The organism is Methylotenera mobilis JLW8 (assembly GCF_000023705.1).
GTDB lineage: Bacteria > Pseudomonadota > Gammaproteobacteria > Burkholderiales > Methylophilaceae > Methylotenera > Methylotenera mobilis.
In genome coordinates this window covers 1,853,292-1,873,409 of sequence record NC_012968.1, presented here as the reverse complement: position 1 = coordinate 1,873,409, position 20,118 = coordinate 1,853,292, and the positions used below count along the sequence as shown (strand labels likewise).

The window sequence follows — 20,118 nt, the reverse complement described above, 5'->3', positions numbered from 1 at the left end:
GCTAAAGCTGCACTGTTTTACTAATCTATGCGGATTTACTCTTTGCTCTCGCATGGCTGCTTAGAGCAAACGCCGTAAATGGTCAGTGAGTGATCTTGCATGGTGAAGCCTAGTTTAGCCGCTGCACTTTCTTGTCTTTTTTCGATTTCTGGGTCATAGAACTCTTCAACGCGACCACATTTAATACAGACGATGTGGTCATGGTGTCCACCACTATTCAGCTCAAACACTGCTTTACCGCTTTCAAAGTGGTGTCTAATCAATAGGCCTGCTTGCTCAAATTGTGTCAGTACGCGATAGACCGTAGCCAAACCCACATCCTCACCAGCGTTAATCATAATCTTGTAGATATCTTCGGCCGATAGGTGGCGTTCTTTGCTGTTCTCAAAAAGGTTTAACACCTTAAGTCTTGGTAAGGTGGCTTTGAGCCCAGCGTTTTTTAAATCTTTTTGATCTTGCATGATTTTGGAATATTCACAATTAATAGGGTGGATGTTTTGGCTTCAGTCGCTACGTGGTATATTAACGCCAATTCAAATTAAAGTCATGATATGCGTTATTTTTCTAGTTTACGTTATCTAGTTGTTTTGCTGGTTTTGCTTTGCACTGCATGTGGTACGGCGCTTCCTAGCATTAAGCCATATAAGCTGGATGTTCAGCAGGGTAATGTGGTCACTTCTAAAATGCTGTTGCAACTACGTCCTGGCATGACCAAATCTCAAGTGCGCTTTATTATGGGGACTCCGCTGATTCAGGATAGTTTCCACGGTAACCGTTGGGACTATGTGTATCAAATGCGCGAGGCTGGCAAGATTATCGAACAGCGTCGTGTGATTCTTGATTTTGAAAAAGACTTGTTAAAAGCAGTGCGCGGTGACGTGATTCCAGCTGGCAGTGCTGCACCTGAAACTGAGCGTGCCAATACCGGGACTCGCTTGGTCGAGCCGTATAAAAAGCCAGAAGAAAAGAGCTTAATTAATAAGCTGAAATTCTGGGAAAAAGACGAAGCTGCGCCGGCTAAGGCGCCTGAGGAAAAAGCGCCGGCAGCAAAAGCTGATGTGAAAAAAGTGCCAGAGCTTAAGGCGGTTGAGCCTAAAGCTGCAGAGCAAATCAAGGTCGATGCTGTTGAGCAGCCTGCGGCTACCGACGCGTCGCCATCCATGCTGGCAGTTCCACTAGCAGTGCCTGTGGCTCCATCAACTGAGGCAGCTGTTGCTGCGCCAGCCGCTGTGGCTAGTCCTGCACCTGTGGTCGAGGCTACTCCAGTAATACCTGAGGTGGTTAAGCAGTCTGAGCCAGAAGTTGTGCCACAAGTTGCTGCGCCTGTTGAGTCACCAGTGAACTCTCCGCTTTATGAATCGGCGTCAGGTATGGTGTTCGACCGCAAGTTACGCTCATTGCCAGAAGAGGTTGAGTCTGATGCCGTGGCTGCTCCTGCCGCGCCGCGCGTAGGCAATAAAGTTGCGCCTAAGCCTCAGGATTTGCCGCCAGAAAATGAGCCTAGCTTCTTTGATCGCATGTTGGAAAAGATTGGCTTTTAATCTTGCAGTAAAGTAATTTGTATAGAAAAGTAATTTGTAGAAATTGATAGGTTTTTTGATATGGCAAATCCATTGAAAGTTGTAATTGCAGGTTGCTCAGGCCGGATGGGCCACGCTTTGTTAGAGGGCGTGTTTTCCGACGTTGAGTTGGTATTGCACGGTGCGCTAGATCGTGCAGAAAATGTACATTTAGGCCGTGATGCGGGCGAGCAGTTTGGTCGTGTGTCAGGGGTGCGCGTGGTTTCTGATATTGACGTTGCGCTAAAAGATGCAGACGTGCTGGTTGATTTCACAAGGCCGGAAGCAAGCATGGCTTATTTAGCGGCATGTCAAAAATACAAGGTAAAGATGATTATCGGAACCACTGGCTTTTCTGTGGAAGAAAAGCAGGTAATTGAGGCTGCGGCAAAAAATATTGCCATTGTATTTGCGCCGAACATGAGTGTAGGTGTGACCTTGCTAATTAATCTGGTAGAGCAGGCTGCACGCGTGCTCAATGAAGGCTACGATATTGAGGTGGTGGAAATGCATCATCGCTATAAAGTGGATGCGCCATCTGGTACCGCTTTGCGTTTGGGTGAGGCGGCAGCTCAAGGTCTGGGGCAAGATTTGAAAGACTGTGCAGTGTATGCGCGCGAGGGTGTGACCGGTGAGCGTGAGGCGGGTAAAATTGGTTTTGCCACCATGCGTGGCGGTGACGTGGTGGGTGACCATACTGTGGTGTTGGCTGGTATTGGCGAGCGCGTGGAATTAACGCACAAGGCAAGCAGCCGTGCAACTTTTGCCTTGGGTGCGCTGCGTGCTGCCAAGTATTTAGCAGTTAAAGATTCAGGTCTGTACGACATGCGGGATGTGTTGGGTTTGCGCTAGAGGCTTCTGTCACTGCTATCCTCATCAATGATGACCGCACATCGTTGTTGCTACTACATTGTTTTACTCAGTCTCCTGGGTGTTGCGTTTGTTTGGTCTGCAATCCATCCTGTTGATAGGTTGACATGGGCGCTGGAAGTGGCGCCTGTGATGATTGCCTTGCCTGTATTGTTTGCTACCTACCGTTCTTTTGTTTTTACCCAGTTGGTTTATGCGCTGATATTAATTCACGCTGTCATTTTGTTGGTTGGTGGGCATTACACCTATGCTGAGGTGCCTTTGTTTAATTGGTTGCGCGATACGTATGAACTGTCTCGCAACTATTACGATAGGGTTGGGCATTTTGCACAAGGGTTTGTGCCTGCGATGGTGGCGCGCGAAATCTTATTAAGAAAATCCCCTTTGGTGGCTGGTCGTTGGCTGTTCTTTATTGTGAGCTGCATTTGCCTTAGCATTAGTGCGTTTTACGAGTTTATCGAATGGTGGGTGGCGGCTTATGAGGGCGGCGCTGCGGATGCGTTTTTGGGGACGCAAGGTGATGTGTGGGATACGCAGTGGGACATGCTGATGGCCCTAATAGGGGCGATGGCTGCGCAGGCGTTTTTGGCAAGACTGCAGGACCGGCAGATGATGAATGTGTCACGTTGACATTGATTAGTCGGTTTTTTTTCGCTATAATTCGTTAATTCTGAAACGGGAAGAGTATATACAAGCTCCTCCCGTTTTGCACATCTGCCATCTGTTCATGATGGACTAAAGATTAGAAGTTTTTAATGTCGTAAATTTTAATTATCGTAAAACCGAGGAGTTATTGTGTCACAAAACCTGCCCGCCATACTTGTACTAGCAGATGGAACCGTGTTTCGTGGCATGTCAATCGGAGCTTCTGGGCATGCTGTAGCTGAAGTCGTGTTTAACACTTCGATGACAGGCTACCAAGAGATATTGACAGACCCATCTTATACCAAACAAATTGTTACACTGACTTATCCGCACATCGGCAACTACGGTGTTAATAATGAAGACGTAGAGTCTGGCAAAGTGTATGCCAGCGGTTTGGTGATTAGGGATTTGCCGCTAACACATAGTAACTTTAGAAACACCCAATCTTTGTCTGAATACTTGGTCGCTAACAATGTAGTAGCGATTGCTGACATCGACACACGTAAACTCACAAGAATCCTGCGCGAAAAAGGCGCGCAAACTGGCGTTATCGTTGCTGGTGAAGCAGATGAGGCTACCGCGCTATCATTGGCAACTCATGCTATCGCTGGTTTCCCAGGTTTGGCTGGCATGGACTTAGCCAAAGTGGTGAGTTGTGAGAAGTCTTACCAGTTCACTGAAGGCGAGTGGGCATTGGGTCAAGGCTTCACGCAGGCGCCTGCAGAGCAATTCCATGTGGTTGCATTCGATTACGGTGTTAAACGTAATATCTTGCGTATGCTGGTTTCTCGCGGCTGTAAAGTAACCGTGTTGCCAGCGCAGGCAACGGCTAAAGAGGCGTTGGCACTGAATCCTGATGGCGTATTCTTGTCAAATGGACCTGGTGACCCAGAGCCATGTGACTACGCAATTTCCGCAATTAAAACGATTGTAGACAAAGGTATTCCTACTTTCGGTATCTGTTTAGGCCATCAATTGTTAGCGCTTGCGTCTGGTGCTAAGACCTTGAAAATGAAATTCGGTCATCATGGTGCAAACCATCCGGTGCAAGATGTGGAAACTAAACGTGTTTATATTACTAGCCAAAACCACGGTTTTGCAGCGGATGTAGATACTTTGCCAGCAAACGTTAAAGTAACGCATGTGTCGTTGTTTGATGGTAGCTTGCAAGGTATCGCACGTACTGATAAACCAGCATTCAGTTTCCAAGGCCACCCAGAGGCTAGCCCTGGCCCAACTGAAATGAGCTACTTGTTCGATAAGTTCATCGACTTGATGCGTGCGCAGTAAATGAAGTTCATCCGGCCGTCTATAGTAGGTGGTCCGGATATAGAGCATCACGCGGCTTCGCGTGGATTGATGCAAGACAAATTTGTTAAAAAGTAAATCTAATGGCAAAACGTACAGACATAAAATCAATTCTTATCATCGGTGCAGGTCCAATTGTAATTGGCCAGGCTTGTGAATTCGACTACTCAGGTGCACAGGCATGTAAGGCGCTGCGAGAAGAGGGTTACCGCGTTATCTTGGTGAACTCTAATCCTGCAACGATTATGACCGACCCGGAAATGGCCGATGCAACCTATATCGAGCCAGTCACCTGGCAAGTGGTTGAAAAGATTATTGAAAAAGAACGCCCAGATGCGTTGTTGCCAACGATGGGCGGCCAAACTGCGTTAAATTGCGCTTTAGATTTAGACAAACACGGTGTGCTTGCTAAATTTAACGTTGAGTTAATCGGTGCGTCTAAAGAAGCGATTGATAAAGCGGAAGATCGCCAAAAATTTAAAGAAGCCATGACCAAAATTGGTTTGGGTTCTGCGCGCTCAGCCATTGCGCACAGTATGGAAGAGGCCTTGCAAGTGCAAGCTAGCATTGGCTATCCAGCGATTATTCGTCCGTCATTCACCATGGGTGGTAGTGGTGGCGGTATTGCGTACAACCGCGAAGAGTTCATCACCATTTGTGAACGCGGTTTGGATGCGTCACCAACGAATGAATTGCTCATTGAAGAATCTCTGTTGGGCTGGAAAGAGTATGAGATGGAAGTGGTGCGCGACTCTGCGGACAACTGCATCATTATCTGCTCAATTGAAAACTTAGACCCGATGGGCGTACACACTGGCGACTCTATCACTGTAGCGCCAGCGCAAACTTTGACCGATAAAGAATACCAAATCATGCGTAACGCCTCATTGGCGGTATTGCGTGAAATCGGCGTGGATACCGGTGGTTCCAACGTGCAGTTTGCGATTAACCCAGATGATGGTCGTATGATTGTGATTGAGATGAACCCGCGCGTGTCACGTTCATCTGCACTAGCGTCTAAGGCAACAGGTTTCCCGATTGCTAAAGTGGCGGCTAAATTAGCGGTAGGCTTTACATTGGATGACCTGCGTAATGAAATTACCGGTGGCGCAACTCCAGCGTCATTCGAGCCAAGCATTGACTATGTTGTCACCAAGATTCCTCGCTTTGCTTTCGAGAAATTCCCGCAGGCAGATTCTCGTTTAACCACACAGATGAAATCTGTGGGCGAAGTAATGGCAATGGGCCGCACGTTCCAAGAGTCATTCCAAAAAGCATTGCGTGGTTTGGAAGTGGGCGTAGATGGCTTGGATGAAAAAACCACAGATTTAGACACGATTACCAAGGAAATGGGTGTACCTGGCCCTGAGCGTATTTGGTATGTGGGTGATGCATTCAGAATGGGCTTGAGTGTTGATGAAGTATTTAATATTTCCAAAATTGACCCATGGTTCCTGGTGCAGATCAAAGATATTATTGACCGTGAGCAAGCGCTAAAAGGCAAACATATTGCTGATTTAGATAAAGCAGCCTTATTGCAATTAAAACGTCGTGGTTTCTCTGACAGACGCCTAGCTAAATTGCTGGACACAGATCAGCACGCAGTGCGCGCGTATCGTCAGGCATTGAGCGTACGTCCGGTTTACAAGCGCGTAGATACTTGTGCGGCTGAGTTTGCGACCAACACAGCGTACATGTACTCCACTTATGAAGAAGAGTGCGAATCAAAGCCTACCGATAAAAAGAAAATCATGGTGTTGGGCGGTGGTCCTAACCGTATTGGTCAAGGTATTGAATTCGACTATTGCTGTGTACACGCGGCGTTTGCAATGCGTGAAGACGGCTATGAAACTATCATGGTGAACTGTAACCCTGAAACCGTTTCTACCGATTACGACACTTCAGATCGCTTGTACTTTGAGCCAGTGACATTGGAAGATGTATTAGAAATCGTAGCGCTGGAAAAACCAGTAGGCGTGATTGTGCAATATGGTGGTCAAACCCCATTAAAATTAGCACGTGACTTGGAAAAGGCGGGTGTGCCTATTATTGGTACTACCCCAGATGCGATTGACATGGCAGAAGACCGTGAACGCTTCCAGAAAATGTTGCAGGAATTAGGCTTGAAGCAACCGCCTAACCGTACTGCGCGTACCCCTGATGAAGCGATTCGCTTAGCTACAGAAATTGGTTACCCATTAGTGGTGCGTCCTAGCTATGTATTGGGTGGTCGTGCGATGGAAATCGTACAAGAGCAAAGCCAGCTTGAGCGCTATATGCGTGAAGCGGTTAAAGTTTCTAATGAGTCACCAGTATTGCTGGATCGTTTCTTGAATGATGCGTTGGAAGTGGACGTAGATGCGCTGTCTGACGGCGAAGAAGTGATTATCGGCGGCATCATGGAGCACGTGGAACAAGCTGGTGTACACTCAGGTGACTCAGCATGTTCATTGCCGCCTTATAGCTTATCAGCTGCGTTGCAAGATGAGTTGCGCGTGCAAACCAAACAAATGGCAAAAGCGCTAGGCGTCGTAGGTTTAATGAATGTGCAGTTCGCCATTCAGGGCGAAACGGTTTACGTGCTCGAAGTGAATCCACGTGCGTCACGTACTGTGCCTTTCGTATCTAAGGCTTGTGGTTTGCAATTGGCGAAAGTGGCAGCACGTTGTATGGCAGGGCAGACGCTTGCATCACAAAATGTGACACGCGAAATCATTCCACCATTCTACTCAGTGAAAGAGGCAGTATTCCCATTCATTAAATTCCCGGGTGTAGATACGATTCTTGGGCCTGAAATGAAATCAACCGGTGAGGTGATGGGCGTAGGTGCCACCTTTGCTGAAGCGTTCTTGAAGTCACAATTAGGAGCTTCTACCAAATTACCTGAAGGCGGTCGTGCATTTATCAGTGTACGTAAAGAAGACTACTTGAAAGTGGTTGAAATCGGACAGCAATTGCATCAACTCGGTTTCGAGTTGGTGGCAACTAAAGGCACTGCAGCTGCGCTAGCTGAGCATGGTTTGAAAGTGCAAGCTGTGAATAAAGTGGCTGAAGGCCGTCCGCATATCGTTGATATGATTAAGAATGATGATATTAGCTTTATTGTGAATGTGACTGAAGATAAGCGTGCAGTGGCTGACTCTTACGAGATTCGCCGTTCTGCATTGCAAAACAAAGTGACCTACTACACGACTATTGCTGGTGCTAAAGCGGCATGTATCGGTATGGCACACATGCAAGAGATACAAGTAGAGTCATTACAGAACTTGCATAAACAACTAAGCTAAAATAAACTAAAGCTAGTTTCGCGATTTAATTTTACTTCTGGAACCACGCTCGTGTGAGTGTGGTTTCTTTTTTATTTGAGGGTGTAGTATGGCATTAAGTCAATTTCCAGTAACCGTGCGCGGTGCAGAATTGTTAAAAGAGGAATTACAGCGCTTACGCGGTGTGGATCGTCCTAATATTATTCAGGCGATTGCTGAGGCACGTGCGCAAGGTGACTTGTCTGAAAATGCAGAGTACGAGTCAGCAAAAGAGCGACAAAGCTTTATTGAAGGCCGCATTGCGGAGTTGGAAGCAAAGTTGTCTAATCTACAAATTATTGATCCGCAAACCTTGAATGCAGAAGGTCGTGTAGTGTTTGGCGCTACCGTAAATATTGAAGATTTGGATTCAGGTGACAATAAAACTTACCAAATCGTGGGGGAAGATGAAGCCGATATTAAAAATGGCAAGATTTCTGTCAGCTCACCAATCGCACGTGGTTTGATTGGTAAATCTGCTGGTGATATCGCTGAGGTTTCAGCACCAGGTGGCGTCAGAGAGTATGAAGTTCTAGATGTGCTTTATATCTAAATGCTAATTATCTAAATAAGGTGATGACAGTGGCTTCCCGACTATCTTTGATTCTGATTGCGTTATGGGCTGGTGCATTGTGGAGCACAGGTGTGAGTGCTTATGTGCTGTTCGATGCGCTGCAAGATAAACAGTTGGCGGGTAGCCTCGCTGGTAAGTTGTTTAACGTTGTCACTTACATAGGTTTTGCTAGTGCATTTTATTTGTTAACTCATCGCTTAGCACAGTTTGGTACCGCTGCTTTGAAGCAGGCATTTTTTTGGGCGGTGTTTGTGATGTTGTTGCTGGTGCTGGCTGGGCATTTTGGCATACAGCCAATTTTAGAGGGTCTGAAGTCACAAGCTTTCCCGGCGGATGTGATGCAAAGCGTATTTGCAGACAGATTTAGAAACTGGCACGGTGTTGCCAGTTTAGCGTATGTGTTTGAATGCGCACTTGCTATAGTAATGGTGTTGAAGGCGCGTTAGTTGATAACAAGGCTTTAAACGCTATTAGCAAGCAAAGTATTCGGCCTGGTAATAATACGCAGGCCGAATGTTTTTCAGGGTGAATATTTTAAAGCTTAGGAATAACGACTTTGGCACTTTCTTTTACAGTGCTACTCGCCCTGTAGAATACCAGCTGTTTACCGATGTGATGTACTGCAACAGCATTAGTCAGTTTGCAGATTTCATCAAATATGGCTTTGCGAGCCACACGGTCATCACCTGCTACCTGTACTTTAATCAGTTCATGGACGTTTAAATTAAGCTCGATTTCTTTAACTACATTTTCCGTTAAACCATTGTTGCCTATCATGACAACAGGGTTTAAGCTATGAGCAAGGCCTCGTAGGTGTGCGATTTGTTTAGTACTTAGTTTCATATTTTTTAACAGAATTAATTAGTTAACTATTTTAACACGAAGCAATGTTTATTTGATGGCAAAGTATCAACGATGAAACCTTCACGCACTAGTAAAGCTTGGATGCAAGAGCATTTAAATGACCCTTACGTAAAACTCGCACAAAAAGATGGCTATCGTGCACGTGCCGCCTATAAGTTAATGGAAATTGACGATAAAGATAAAATCATCAAACCGGGGATGACAGTCGTGGATTTGGGCTCGGCACCCGGTAGCTGGTCACAAGTGACGGTACAGCGTTTAAAGGGGCAAGGTAAAGTAATCGCGTTGGATATTCTAGAGATGACCCCGATTAGTGGTGTTACTTTTATTCAGGGCGATTTTCGAGAGGATGCTGTCCTAAAATTATTAGAACAAACCTTAAATAATCTGCAAGTAGACCTTGTAATTGCAGATATGGCCCCCAATATCAGTGGGGTAAAAGATGTAGACCAAGCGGGTGCCGCTTATTTAACTGAACTGGCACTGGAATTTAGTAAAGATTGGTTGAAACCAAACGGCAACTTTTTGGTCAAGGTTTTTATCGGGGCTGGCTTCGAAGAGATTTTGCAGTCTATGCGCCAAATGTTTACCAAGGTAGTGACACGTAAGCCTAAGGCATCACGTGATAGAAGCAGTGAAGTTTATTTGCTAGGGATAGGTCGTAAAGAATAGGTCGTAAACCTTAAAAAATTGGGTTAAACTGCTTTTGTAAGATCTAAAATGCTTAAGAGATTTTAAGCGTGATTGTTGTTGATAAAGGAAAAGATTTTGAACAACGTGTTTAAGAATGTCGCTATTTGGATAGCAATCGGCATGATACTGGTGGCGGTGTTTAACCTGTCTGGTGTGAAGGGTAACGCGGACAACCAAATCGTATATTCACAATTTATTCAAGACGTTAAAAGCGGTCGTATTGCCAAAGTGCAGATAGATGGCCGCGTGTTGCACGGCACTACGCAAGATGGTAAAAAATTCAATACTTACGCACCTTCCGATCCGTGGTTAGTGTCAGATCTACTTAAATACAATGTAGCAGTAGAGTCTAAACCAGAAGAAGAGCAGTCATTGCTCATGAGTATTTTTGTTTCATGGTTCCCGATGATTCTGCTGATTGGCGTTTGGATATTCTTTATGCGCCAAATGCAAGGTGGCGGCAAAGGCGGTGGCCCATTCTCGTTTGGTAAAAGCAAGGCGCGTCAGTTAGATGAAGGTAACAACCACACTACTTTTGCTGATGTAGCCGGTTGCGATGAGGCTAAAGAAGAAGTATCTGAATTAGTAGAATTTTTGCGTGACCCATCTAAGTTCCAGAAACTAGGTGGCCGTATCCCGCGTGGTGTATTGATGGTGGGTCCTCCTGGTACTGGTAAGACCTTGTTGGCACGTGCGATTGCAGGTGAGGCTAAGGTGCCATTCTTTACAATTTCAGGCTCCGACTTCGTAGAGATGTTTGTGGGTGTGGGTGCATCACGTGTGCGTGATATGTTCGAAAACGCGAAGAAAAACTCACCTTGCATTATTTTTATCGATGAAATCGACGCAGTAGGCCGTAGCCGTGGCGCGGGTACTGGCGGTGGTAACGATGAGCGCGAACAAACACTTAACCAAATGTTGGTGGAAATGGATGGCTTTGAGGCTAATTCAGGCGTGATTGTGATTGCCGCTACTAACCGTGCGGATGTGTTGGATAAAGCCTTATTACGTCCAGGCCGTTTTGACCGTCAAGTGATGGTGGGCTTGCCTGATATTAAAGGTCGTGAGCAGATTTTGCTGGTGCATATGCGCAAAGTGCCGATTGATCCAGATGTGAAAGCGGATATTTTGGCACGTGGTACGCCAGGCTTCAGTGGTGCCGATTTAGCCAACTTGGTGAATGAGTCTGCACTGTTCGCAGCGCGTCGTAATAAGCGCACGGTGGACATGCAGGATTTTGAAGATGCTAAAGATAAAATTTTCATGGGTCCTGAGCGTAAATCTATGGTGATGCGTGAAGATGAGCGTCGCAATACCGCTTACCATGAATCTGGTCATGCTGTGGTAGCTAAGCTGTTACCTAAGGCGGATCCTGTGCATAAAGTGACCATTATGCCGCGTGGTTGGGCGCTGGGTTTAACATGGCAGTTGCCTGAGTTTGACCGCATTAGTAACTATAAAGACAAAATGCTGGAAGAGATTTCTATCTTATTCGGCGGCCGTATCGCTGAAGAAATCTTCATGAATCAAATGTCGACAGGTGCTTCAAATGACTTTGAGCGTGCGACCAAGCTGGCGCGCGATATGGTGACGCGTTATGGTATGAGTGATGCGCTGGGTACTATGGTGTACAGTGGTAATGAGCAGGATTCATTTTTCGGCAGCATGAGCTCTAAAACTGTTTCGGAAGCGACACAGCAGAAGGTAGATGCTGAGATTCGCCGCATCTTAGATGAGCAGTACGCTATTGCACGTAAGTTGCTAGAAGATAACCGCGACAAAGTTGAGGCAATGACAGCTGCTTTACTTGAGTACGAAACCATTGATGCTGAGCAGATTAATGACATCATGGCTGGTAAGCCTGTGCGTGAGCCTAAGCCTAGACAAGCCAAGGTGCCTCCAGCGTCTGGCTCATCAAGCTCAGGCTCAAGTCCGGCAACAGCTGGCGAGCCACAGCACTCTGCCAATACTTAAATTGATTTAAGTGGTTTTATCTAAAAAAGGCTAGCGTAAACTAGCCTTTTTTATTGTCAAAAATCATTCATGATGACAAGTATTTTGACGCGTGTGCATCCTAGAGCCTTAACATAGGTCTTTTACCTCCTAACGACTTTTCATCGGATTTAGTATAATTAGCGTATGCAAACTCAATATCAATTTAACTGCGGTAAATACCAGCTGAATTTAAATCGCCCACACGTGATGGGCATCGTTAATGTGACACCGGACTCATTTTCGGATGGCGGCAAGTACACCAGTATAGATCTGGCCGTGGCGCATGGTTTAGAGTTGATTGCAGAGGGGGCTGATATTTTAGATATCGGTGGCGAATCTACCAGGCCAGGTGCCGAGCCAGTGAATCTGGATGATGAGTTAAAGCGCGTGATTCCTGTGATTGAGGCTTTGCGTGCAGTATCTACGGTGCCGCTTTCTATCGACACTTATAAGCCAGAAGTCATGCGCCAAGCGATTGCCGCTGGTATTGATATCGTGAATGATATACGTGCCTTGCAAGAAGAGCGTGCCGTTGAAATCGTTGCAGACAGTAACGTAGGTGTGTGCTTGATGCATATGCAGGGTATGCCGCAAACGATGCAATTCGCGCCTAGCTATCAGGATGTGGTCGCCGAGGTTAGGCAGTTTTTGGTTGAGCGTTTGCAGGTAGTAACATCGGCTGGCATCGCACAAGAGCGCATTGTGCTAGACCCTGGTTTTGGCTTTGGCAAAACAACAGCACATAATATTGCGTTGATACAGCATTTGGGCGAAATTGGTGAGCTAGGGCCTTTGTTGGTTGGGCTATCGCGCAAAGCAGTATTGGGAAAAATCGCTGGTGGTGATGAGCAACAACGCTTGCATGCAGGATTGGCCGCGTCGGTCATATCAGCCATGAAAGGTGCAAAAATTGTGCGTGTGCATGACGTGAAAGCCACAGTAGATGCGCTAAAAGTAGTGACGGCCGTGCTGCCAGCTTAGCCTGCCAGATCACTAATTCGCCATGAATATATGATTGTAATGAACGCCTGAAAGAAATTGAATGAGTAAAAAATACTTTGGTACCGATGGGATTCGTGGTCGCGTAGGGGATGCCCTGATTACCCCAGAATTTGTGATGCGTTTAGGTTATGCGGCTGGCCGCGTGTTGACCAGTATTGATAGCCACTTAGCAAAAGGTGCACACCCTGCCGTGTTGATTGGTAAAGATACACGTATTTCTGGCTATATGCTGGAAGCAGCACTAGAGGCTGGTTTGTCCGCTGCTGGTGTAGATGTGTTACTAACAGGCCCGATGCCCACACCAGGGGTGGCGTATTTGACCCGCGCATTGCGTGCGCAGGCAGGTATAGTAATTTCTGCATCACATAATCCTTATTACGATAACGGGATTAAGTTCTTTTCAAGTCTAGGTACCAAGTTACCGGATGATGTTGAGCATGCCATTGAAGCGGCATTGGATGAGCCTATGCAGGTGATGGAGTCTGCCAAATTAGGTAAAGCGCGTCGTATTGATGATGCAGCAGGGCGTTATGTAGAGTTCTGTAAAAGCACTTTCCCCAATCATTTAGATTTGCGCGGTTTGAAAATTGTATTGGATTGCGCACATGGCGCTACCTATCATGTGGCACCGCCAGTGTTTCATGAGTTAGGCGCAGAGATTGTGGTAATCGGTAATCATCCAGATGGTTTGAATATCAACGAACAAGTTGGCTCCACCCATCCACAGGCCTTACAAAATGCGGTGGTTGAGCATCAGGCTGACCTAGGCGTTGCTTTTGATGGAGATGGTGACCGTGTGATGATGGTTGATCATAGCGGCCGCTTGTTGGATGGTGACCAGCTACTTTATATCATTGCGGCGGCACGCCAACAGGCCGGTGCATTGCAAGGCGGTGTAGTGGGTACGCTGATGACCAATCTTGCGTTGGAACATAAGCTTGCGGCGATGAGTATTCCTTTTGCTCGCGCCAAGGTGGGCGATCGTTATGTACTTGAATTGCTGAATCAAAACAATTGGCAATTAGGCGGAGAAAATTCAGGCCATATTTTAACGCTAGATAAACACAGTAGCGGTGACGGTATTATTGCTGCGCTGCAAGTGCTACATGCAGTGATTCAAAGTGGTAAAACTTTAAGTGAGCTGGGGGCAGACCTGACGCTTTACCCGCAGGTGTTGATTAATGTCACCACCAAGCAAAAGGTGGATTTGAATAACAGCTTGATTAAAGCCGCGGTGCAGCAAGCAGAAGCCGAGCTGAAAGATTCAGGACGTGTGCTGCTCAGAGCCTCTGGTACCGAGCCAAAAATTCGCGTGATGGTGGAAGGCGAAAATCAATCTCAAGTAAGCACATTGGCACAAAGTATTGCCGATGTAGTGCAGCGGGTAGCAGCTTAATTAAGGATTAGGGCGATGCCTCCATCGCCCTACCGGTATTGATAGGCGTTCAGCCATATGCGGTTTGTAGCCTAGCATTATAGTCTTAGTCTGGCTGTTTCAATAAGCTGAGTGCATTGAGCGCGCATTGATTTTGCGTGCTTAATTCAACAAAGCTTCATCTTCGTTTCATCAATTATTCACATTGCAGTGACAAGCTAGCTTCACATTAGTTTAATGGGAACTAAACACTGGAGGTGAATGATGACATCTAAAACACGTTTATATTTGCACCGCATGCACCAGTTAGATAGTAATGTTTGCGTAGCGGTTAACCATACCAGTCGCTATCGCTTGGTACGTGATAGCTTTCGATTAGCGAGTCGCTTGGGTGATGGTGTATTTTGGTATGTGCTGATGGCAACGATATTATTAGTATATGGTAGCGATGGCATGGTGCCGGTACTGCACATGGGGTTGGCTGGGTTATGCGGCACCTTGTTGTATAAATGGTTAAAAGGGAAAACGCTGCGTCCACGCCCTTATGAGGTAAGACAGGACATCTGGTTAACCGGTAAGCCGCTGGATAAGTTTAGCTTCCCATCTGGCCATACCCTGCATGCAGTGGTGTTTAGCATGGTGGCGTTAAGTTACTATCCGCAGCTAGCTTTTATCCTCGTGCCATTTACTCTCATGGTAGCGCTATCTCGCGTGGTATTGGGTTTGCACTATCCAAGTGATGTATTAGCTGGTGCACTAATCGGCGCCTCAATCGCGGGCCTATCTTTTCTCGTGGTGTAAGGCCTTATTCAGCACTAAGCAATGTTAAGCGTGTGATAGCGCTGCACTAATGTCTGTAGCTCTTAGTGTTTTTGCGATGTGAAGTATTGCACCGGTTGTGGGTGCATATGCTGTAAATGATTCAAGCACTCTGCACGCCACTGTTCTAATTGCTCTATGCTGATATTTTTTAACTCAGCTTCAAATGCGGGTTGATTCCCGTCCAATACTTTTCCAATGTCAGCTAACGCGATTTGCGTTTTTGAGATGTAATATACAAAGTTCTGAGCTGTACCGCGGTCTACTAAGCGTGCCAATCTGTGAATAAACTGCGGTAGTCTAACCATCCTTAATAGGCTATCTCCTACGGCCAGTCGCCTAATTGCAGCGCTAGTGGTATTTTCGGCGCAATTAAAGTGATTGCTGACAAATTGGGTAATCGCAGTGCGATTCTTACTCAGCAAACGGTGTGGTGATGTTTTGAGCAGCGGTGTTAAATAGGCATCCATTGCCCATTCTGACGTGATATGGGTGAACATTGTATTTTTAAACCACATGGCCTCATGGGCAGGTACAAAGTGATTGTGTGCGATCACGTCTATATATAAGTGGCTAGCATAGCCAATCGCAAGCGCTATTTCTTCATCAGATTGGGCTGCAGCCAGTAACTGATGAGCACTTTTCCATGCATGCGTGTTGTTAAACGGCTGGCTTACTAGTGCCAAGTCAGGGATGCATGCGCCAGCCATCACTAGATCCGGAAACTTCTTGATGGCGTTTTGCAGCTTGGGGTCTAGCAGCGGCATAGCCCATAACAGTGATTGTGCAAAGTAGAGGTGGGTCATTAGTCCCCATGCATTAGCATCACCTGAGTAAATACAGCACGGCAACCACCAGTAATATTGTTTGATTAGCTTAGGTACTTGCATGCGAGCTAATGTGCCAAAACGATGTGAAATAAAAATGACAATATGATGATGTTTTATGGAATATATCTCCCAACCCATACTGGTATTTGTCTGATATTTACCTGATTTTGCGTGGTGCTATTGCGCGTTTTTTATTTCATTAAACTGTCATATAGCGTGTTTATATTGTTGATAACGAATTGAATTTATTAACAGATTGGTGAACAGTGCGCATGAAAATATTATTTATTTCTGATGTATATTTCCCACGTATTAACGGTGTTTCAACTTCGATTAGAACCTTTGTCGAGCAAATGCAAGGTTTGGGTCATGAGGTGCATTTGATTGCGCCAGACTATGGCATTGCCACACAAGACGAGTCATGGATTAAGCGCATTCCGGCGCGCAGTATTTATTTCGATCCAGAAGATAAACTGATGAAATACGGTGAGGTGCTACAGCGTTTGCCGGGGTTGAAGCGAGAAAAGTATGACATCGTACACATCCATACGCCGTTTGTTGCGCATTATGTAGGCTTGAAGCTGGCGAGTGAGTTAAATGTACCGTGTGTAGAAACCTACCATACCTTTTTTGAAGATTACCTGCATCATTATTTACCTTGGATACCTAAGCCTATGGCGCGTGGTGTTGCGAGAATGATCTCCAAGCGCCAGTGTAATGCTGTGGATGCGATAGTAGCACCGTCGCAACCGATGCTGGATGTTTTGCGCGGCTACGGCGTTAAAGTGAATGCAGAAGTAGTGCCTACTGGCTTACAAATGGAAAGCTTTAAGGCTGCAGACGGCAAGGCGTTCAGGCAAAAATATAAAATACCTTTAGAGCGCCCTATGTTGCTGTATGTGGGTCGGGTTGCATTCGAGAAGAACATTGCTTTCTTGCTGCAAATGCTCAAAGTGTTAGTACAAGACGTGCCGGATGCATTGTTAGTCATTACTGGCGAAGGTCCTGCTGAAGGCAGTTTGCATCGTTTGTCTCAAGAACTGGGGCTGGCACATAACGTGAAATTTATTGGCTACTTGGATAGAGAGTTAGAGCTGAATGCGTGTTACCAAGCTGCAGATGTGTTTGTGTTTTCTTCAAAAAGTGAAACTCAGGGGTTAGTGTTACTGGAAGCGATGGCCCAGGGTACTCCGGTAGTTGCAATTGCAGAGCTTGGCACCGCTTCAATCTTGTTGGATGGACAAGGGGCTTTGATTGCGCCTGACCATGTTGAAGGTTTTTCTGACAAAGTGAAGCACTTATTAATGTACCCAGAAGAGCGTTTTGAGCTAGGTATTCGTGCCAGAACTTATGTGTTGGCAAAGTGGACAGCATCTATCCAGGCGGAGCGTATGGTGCAGTTTTACGGCAGTTTGATTAATACACGGCCCGTGGCAAATGGCGCGTATGTGTCAATTGCCGGATAATTGTTGTACTGACAATTTCTGAGCATAAACTTCCTGTACTAGCTAAGATTGGCTAGTACAGGAAATGTGCGTTATTTTCAAATAAGCGTTGCTGAAAGCAGATGATAGCAACGCAATCTCTTTTATACTGTTAAGCAATACAATTAATGAAGTGATTGCTTAATTATGGACATAAAATCTAACGCTACTCCTAAGACCATCTATCTAAAAGACTACACGCCTGCAACCTACCGAGTTGGGCACGTTGACCTTTCATTTGCATTGTTTGAAGACAAAACCATAGTAAAGTCCGTGGTGCAATATATCAGAAGCGAGGGCGCTGTTTCTGCTGACTTGGTGTTAAATGGGCAAGATCAAGTAGTCACTGGCGTGGAGATGGATGGCGTTGCATTTGATGGCTATACGCTGACTGAGCATCAAATGATCATCAAAGATGCTGCCGAGAAGTTCACACTAAGCATCACCTCCGAAATTGACCCCGCATCCAACACCGCGCTAGAGGGGCTTTATAAATCCCAAGGCAGCTATTGCACGCAATGCGAGGCAGAAGGTTTTCGCCGTATTACTTATTTCCAAGATAGGCCAGATGTGCTGAGCACATTCTCAGTCCGTATTGAGGGTGACAAAAGCAAGTATCCCGTGTTGCTATCCAACGGTAACCTGATTGCTGCTGGTGATTTGGAGCATGGCCGTCACTTTACTGCTTGGAGTGATCCTTTCCCTAAACCGTGCTACCTGTTTGCACTGGTGGCTGGCAATTTGGTGCGTATTGAAGATACTTTCCAAACCATGTCTGGGCGCCAAGTGGCTTTGCATATTTATGTGCGTGCCGGTGATGAGCTACAGTGCGACCACGCCATGCAATCGCTGAAAAAAGCCATGAAGTGGGATGAAGAAAAGTACGGCCGAGAATACCAGCTCGATTTGTTTAATATCGTCGCTGTCAGCGATTTTAATATGGGTGCGATGGAAAACACCTCGCTCAATATTTTTAATACGAAGTTAGTACTAGCTCACCAGGAAACCGCGACGGACACTGATTTTTACAGTGTTGAAGCCGTCATTGGCCATGAATACTTTCATAACTGGACCGGTAACCGCGTTACTTGCCGCGATTGGTTCCAGTTATCGCTTAAAGAAGGCCTTACCGTATTTAGGGATCAAGAGTTTAGTGCAGACATGAACTCACGCGCAGTGCAGCGCATTGATGATGTGGACCAATTACGTCGCCTGCAATTCTCTGAAGATGCTAGTCCATTAGCACATGCGGTTCAGCCTGATAATTTTATCGAGATCAGTAATTTCTACACGACTACCGTGTATGAAAAAGGCGCCGAGTTAATTCGTATGCAGCACACGTTATTGGGTACAGATACTTACCGTAAAGCGACTGACCTGTATTTTGAGCGTTATGACGGACATGCGGTGACTTGCAATGATTTTGTGCAGTGCATGGCTGATGCTTCTGGGCGCGATATGTCACAGTTCTTCTTGTGGTACAAACAGGCAGGCACCCCTACGTTAGCGGCCTCTGGTCAATATAATGCAGCGCAACAGCAGTACACTTTAAGCTTAACGCAGTCACAGCCTGATACCTCAGGGCAAACAGATAAGAAACCGTTGCATATTCCGGTGGCGGTGGGTCTGTTAGACGAGCACGGCAATGAAACACATAGAACACAAATACTAGAAATGACTGCACGTGAACAAAGCTTCACGTTTGATCATGTCGCGTCACGCCCAGTGCCTTCTATCTTACGCGGCTTTTCTGCACCGGTGAAACTCATCACTGACTTAAGTGACGATGACTTGCGTCTGCTGCAGCTAAAAGACACTGATGGTTTTAATAAATGGGAGTCTGGCCAAACGCTGGCACTACGTAATATTGAACGTGTGATGGCCGACAGCGCAGCCGATATTTCGCAATTTGTGGATGATTTTGGCGTGGTGATTGAGCAAGCAGTTGCCGGTGCTGGCGATAAGGCCTTGTTTGCAAGGGCGCTCACCCTGCCAACCATCGCCGTGATTGCACAGACGCAAACCGTGATTGATCCGGCTGCGATAGATCAGGCGCGTACCCATATCCTCACAAGCATTAAACGCGCACACAAAGACGCCTTGGTACGTTTATATGATGACAATGCAAATACAGGTGCATTTTCTGTATCACCTGCGGCCATGGGGCGTAGGGCATTGCAAAATATCGCGCTGGAGCTGCTCACCGTGACCAATGGCACAGGTTGCGCTACTAGAGCCAAAGCGCACTATGATGGCGCCAATAATATGACGGACCGTGTAGCCGCAATGGCTTGCCTGACAGATAGCACACAAGCTGAGCGTGAGTTAGTGTTTGCTGACTTCTACGAACGCTTTAAAGCTTATCAGCTGGTGGTTGATAAATGGTTTACGCTGCAAGTAATGGCGAATAGACCTGCGATTTTTGATGACTTTGCCAAACTACGCCAGCATCATGAGTTTAATATCAAGAACCCTAATCGCGTACGTTCACTGTATTCTGCATTTGCACTTAATAACCCTGTGCAGTTCCATCATCCTAGCGGGCAAGGTTACGCTATTTTGAGGGATGCCATTATTGAGTTAAATGCAATCAACCCGCAAATTGCTTCGCGCCTAGTGACGCCTTTGCGTGAGTGGAAACGCTACGCGCCAGTGCTACAAGTTCAGATGCAGAGTGCGCTGCAAGCGATTATGGATACCCCTAACTTATCTAATGATGTGTTCGAGTTGGTAAGTAAAAGCTTAAAAGGCTAGGGTGGTTTGTTATGTTGATTACTGCCTAGTTTTTGAAGGTT

Annotated in this window: 17 protein-coding genes; 14 read left to right on the top strand and 3 right to left on the bottom strand. The window is 46.2% G+C overall.

The window, feature by feature from the left end; all coding sequences use genetic code 11:
* Positions 1 to 35: 35 nt before the first annotated feature.
* Positions 36 to 461, bottom strand: coding sequence for a ferric iron uptake transcriptional regulator (fur, locus tag MMOL_RS08665; RefSeq protein ID WP_015832649.1), 426 nt, complete (start codon positions 459 to 461; stop codon positions 36 to 38).
* Between the two features lie 90 nt (positions 462 to 551).
* Here fur and MMOL_RS08660 point away from each other — a divergent pair, with 90 nt between their 5' ends.
* The 7 genes from MMOL_RS08660 to MMOL_RS08630 all read left to right on the top strand — a co-directional run bounded on the left by MMOL_RS08660 (position 552) and on the right by MMOL_RS08630 (position 8,707).
* Positions 552 to 1,541 carry an outer membrane protein assembly factor BamE gene (locus MMOL_RS08660; RefSeq protein ID WP_015832648.1) on the top strand — a complete coding sequence of 330 codons (990 nt, stop codon included), beginning with the start codon at positions 552 to 554 and terminating at the stop codon, positions 1,539 to 1,541.
* A 60-nt stretch (positions 1,542 to 1,601) separates the two neighbouring features.
* On the top strand, positions 1,602 to 2,411 hold the full coding sequence (gene dapB / locus MMOL_RS08655; protein ID WP_015832647.1) for a 4-hydroxy-tetrahydrodipicolinate reductase: 810 nt from the start codon (positions 1,602 to 1,604) through the stop codon (positions 2,409 to 2,411).
* 27 nt (positions 2,412 to 2,438) lie between these two features.
* On the top strand, positions 2,439 to 3,059 hold the full coding sequence (locus tag MMOL_RS08650) for a DUF2238 domain-containing protein (protein ID WP_015832646.1): 621 nt from the start codon (positions 2,439 to 2,441) through the stop codon (positions 3,057 to 3,059).
* 165 nt (positions 3,060 to 3,224) lie between these two features.
* Positions 3,225 to 4,364: a glutamine-hydrolyzing carbamoyl-phosphate synthase small subunit gene (carA, locus tag MMOL_RS08645; protein ID WP_015832645.1), complete on the top strand. Its 1,140-nt coding sequence runs from the start codon at positions 3,225 to 3,227 to the stop codon at positions 4,362 to 4,364.
* A gap of 101 nt (positions 4,365 to 4,465) precedes the next feature.
* On the top strand, positions 4,466 to 7,669 hold the full coding sequence (gene carB, locus MMOL_RS08640) for a carbamoyl-phosphate synthase large subunit (RefSeq protein ID WP_015832644.1): 3,204 nt from the start codon (positions 4,466 to 4,468) through the stop codon (positions 7,667 to 7,669).
* A gap of 88 nt (positions 7,670 to 7,757) precedes the next feature.
* On the top strand, positions 7,758 to 8,240 hold the full coding sequence (greA, locus tag MMOL_RS08635) for a transcription elongation factor GreA (RefSeq protein ID WP_015832643.1): 483 nt from the start codon (positions 7,758 to 7,760) through the stop codon (positions 8,238 to 8,240).
* Between the two features lie 23 nt (positions 8,241 to 8,263).
* Positions 8,264 to 8,707 carry a DUF4149 domain-containing protein gene (locus MMOL_RS08630; RefSeq protein WP_015832642.1) on the top strand — a complete coding sequence of 148 codons (444 nt, stop codon included), beginning with the start codon at positions 8,264 to 8,266 and terminating at the stop codon, positions 8,705 to 8,707.
* A gap of 88 nt (positions 8,708 to 8,795) precedes the next feature.
* Here the strand turns inward: MMOL_RS08630 and yhbY are convergent, their stop codons facing one another.
* Positions 8,796 to 9,104 carry a ribosome assembly RNA-binding protein YhbY gene (yhbY, locus tag MMOL_RS08625; RefSeq protein ID WP_015832641.1) on the bottom strand — a complete coding sequence of 103 codons (309 nt, stop codon included), beginning with the start codon at positions 9,102 to 9,104 and terminating at the stop codon, positions 8,796 to 8,798.
* 72 nt (positions 9,105 to 9,176) lie between these two features.
* Here yhbY and rlmE point away from each other — a divergent pair, with 72 nt between their 5' ends.
* The 5 genes from rlmE (at position 9,177) to MMOL_RS08600 (ending at position 14,991) form a co-directional block, all read left to right on the top strand.
* Complete coding sequence (rlmE, locus tag MMOL_RS08620) at positions 9,177 to 9,797, top strand: 23S rRNA (uridine(2552)-2'-O)-methyltransferase RlmE (RefSeq protein ID WP_015832640.1); 621 nt, start codon at positions 9,177 to 9,179, stop codon at positions 9,795 to 9,797.
* A 96-nt stretch (positions 9,798 to 9,893) separates the two neighbouring features.
* The gene (ftsH, locus tag MMOL_RS08615) at positions 9,894 to 11,792 is read left to right on the top strand and encodes an ATP-dependent zinc metalloprotease FtsH (protein ID WP_015832639.1); all 1,899 of its coding nucleotides are present in this window, start codon (positions 9,894 to 9,896) and stop codon (positions 11,790 to 11,792) included.
* Between the two features lie 165 nt (positions 11,793 to 11,957).
* On the top strand, positions 11,958 to 12,794 hold the full coding sequence (gene folP / locus MMOL_RS08610) for a dihydropteroate synthase (protein ID WP_015832638.1): 837 nt from the start codon (positions 11,958 to 11,960) through the stop codon (positions 12,792 to 12,794).
* A 61-nt stretch (positions 12,795 to 12,855) separates the two neighbouring features.
* Positions 12,856 to 14,211: a phosphoglucosamine mutase gene (gene glmM, locus MMOL_RS08605; protein ID WP_015832637.1), complete on the top strand. Its 1,356-nt coding sequence runs from the start codon at positions 12,856 to 12,858 to the stop codon at positions 14,209 to 14,211.
* Between the two features lie 243 nt (positions 14,212 to 14,454).
* The gene (locus MMOL_RS08600; RefSeq protein ID WP_015832636.1) at positions 14,455 to 14,991 is read left to right on the top strand and encodes a phosphatase PAP2 family protein; all 537 of its coding nucleotides are present in this window, start codon (positions 14,455 to 14,457) and stop codon (positions 14,989 to 14,991) included.
* Positions 14,992 to 15,053: 62 nt separating this feature from the next.
* Here the strand turns inward: MMOL_RS08600 and MMOL_RS08595 are convergent, their stop codons facing one another.
* Positions 15,054 to 15,815 (bottom strand): zinc dependent phospholipase C family protein, encoded by a 762-nt coding sequence (locus tag MMOL_RS08595; protein WP_238524368.1) that lies wholly within the window; start codon positions 15,813 to 15,815, stop codon positions 15,054 to 15,056.
* A 296-nt stretch (positions 15,816 to 16,111) separates the two neighbouring features.
* Between MMOL_RS08595 and MMOL_RS08590 the strand changes: the two genes are divergently transcribed.
* Together MMOL_RS08590 and pepN are read left to right on the top strand one after the other, a co-directional pair.
* Complete coding sequence (locus MMOL_RS08590) at positions 16,112 to 17,305, top strand: glycosyltransferase (protein WP_015832634.1); 1,194 nt, start codon at positions 16,112 to 16,114, stop codon at positions 17,303 to 17,305.
* A gap of 165 nt (positions 17,306 to 17,470) precedes the next feature.
* On the top strand, positions 17,471 to 20,077 hold the full coding sequence (pepN, locus tag MMOL_RS08585) for an aminopeptidase N (RefSeq protein ID WP_015832633.1): 2,607 nt from the start codon (positions 17,471 to 17,473) through the stop codon (positions 20,075 to 20,077).
* Positions 20,078 to 20,118 lie beyond the last annotated feature (41 nt).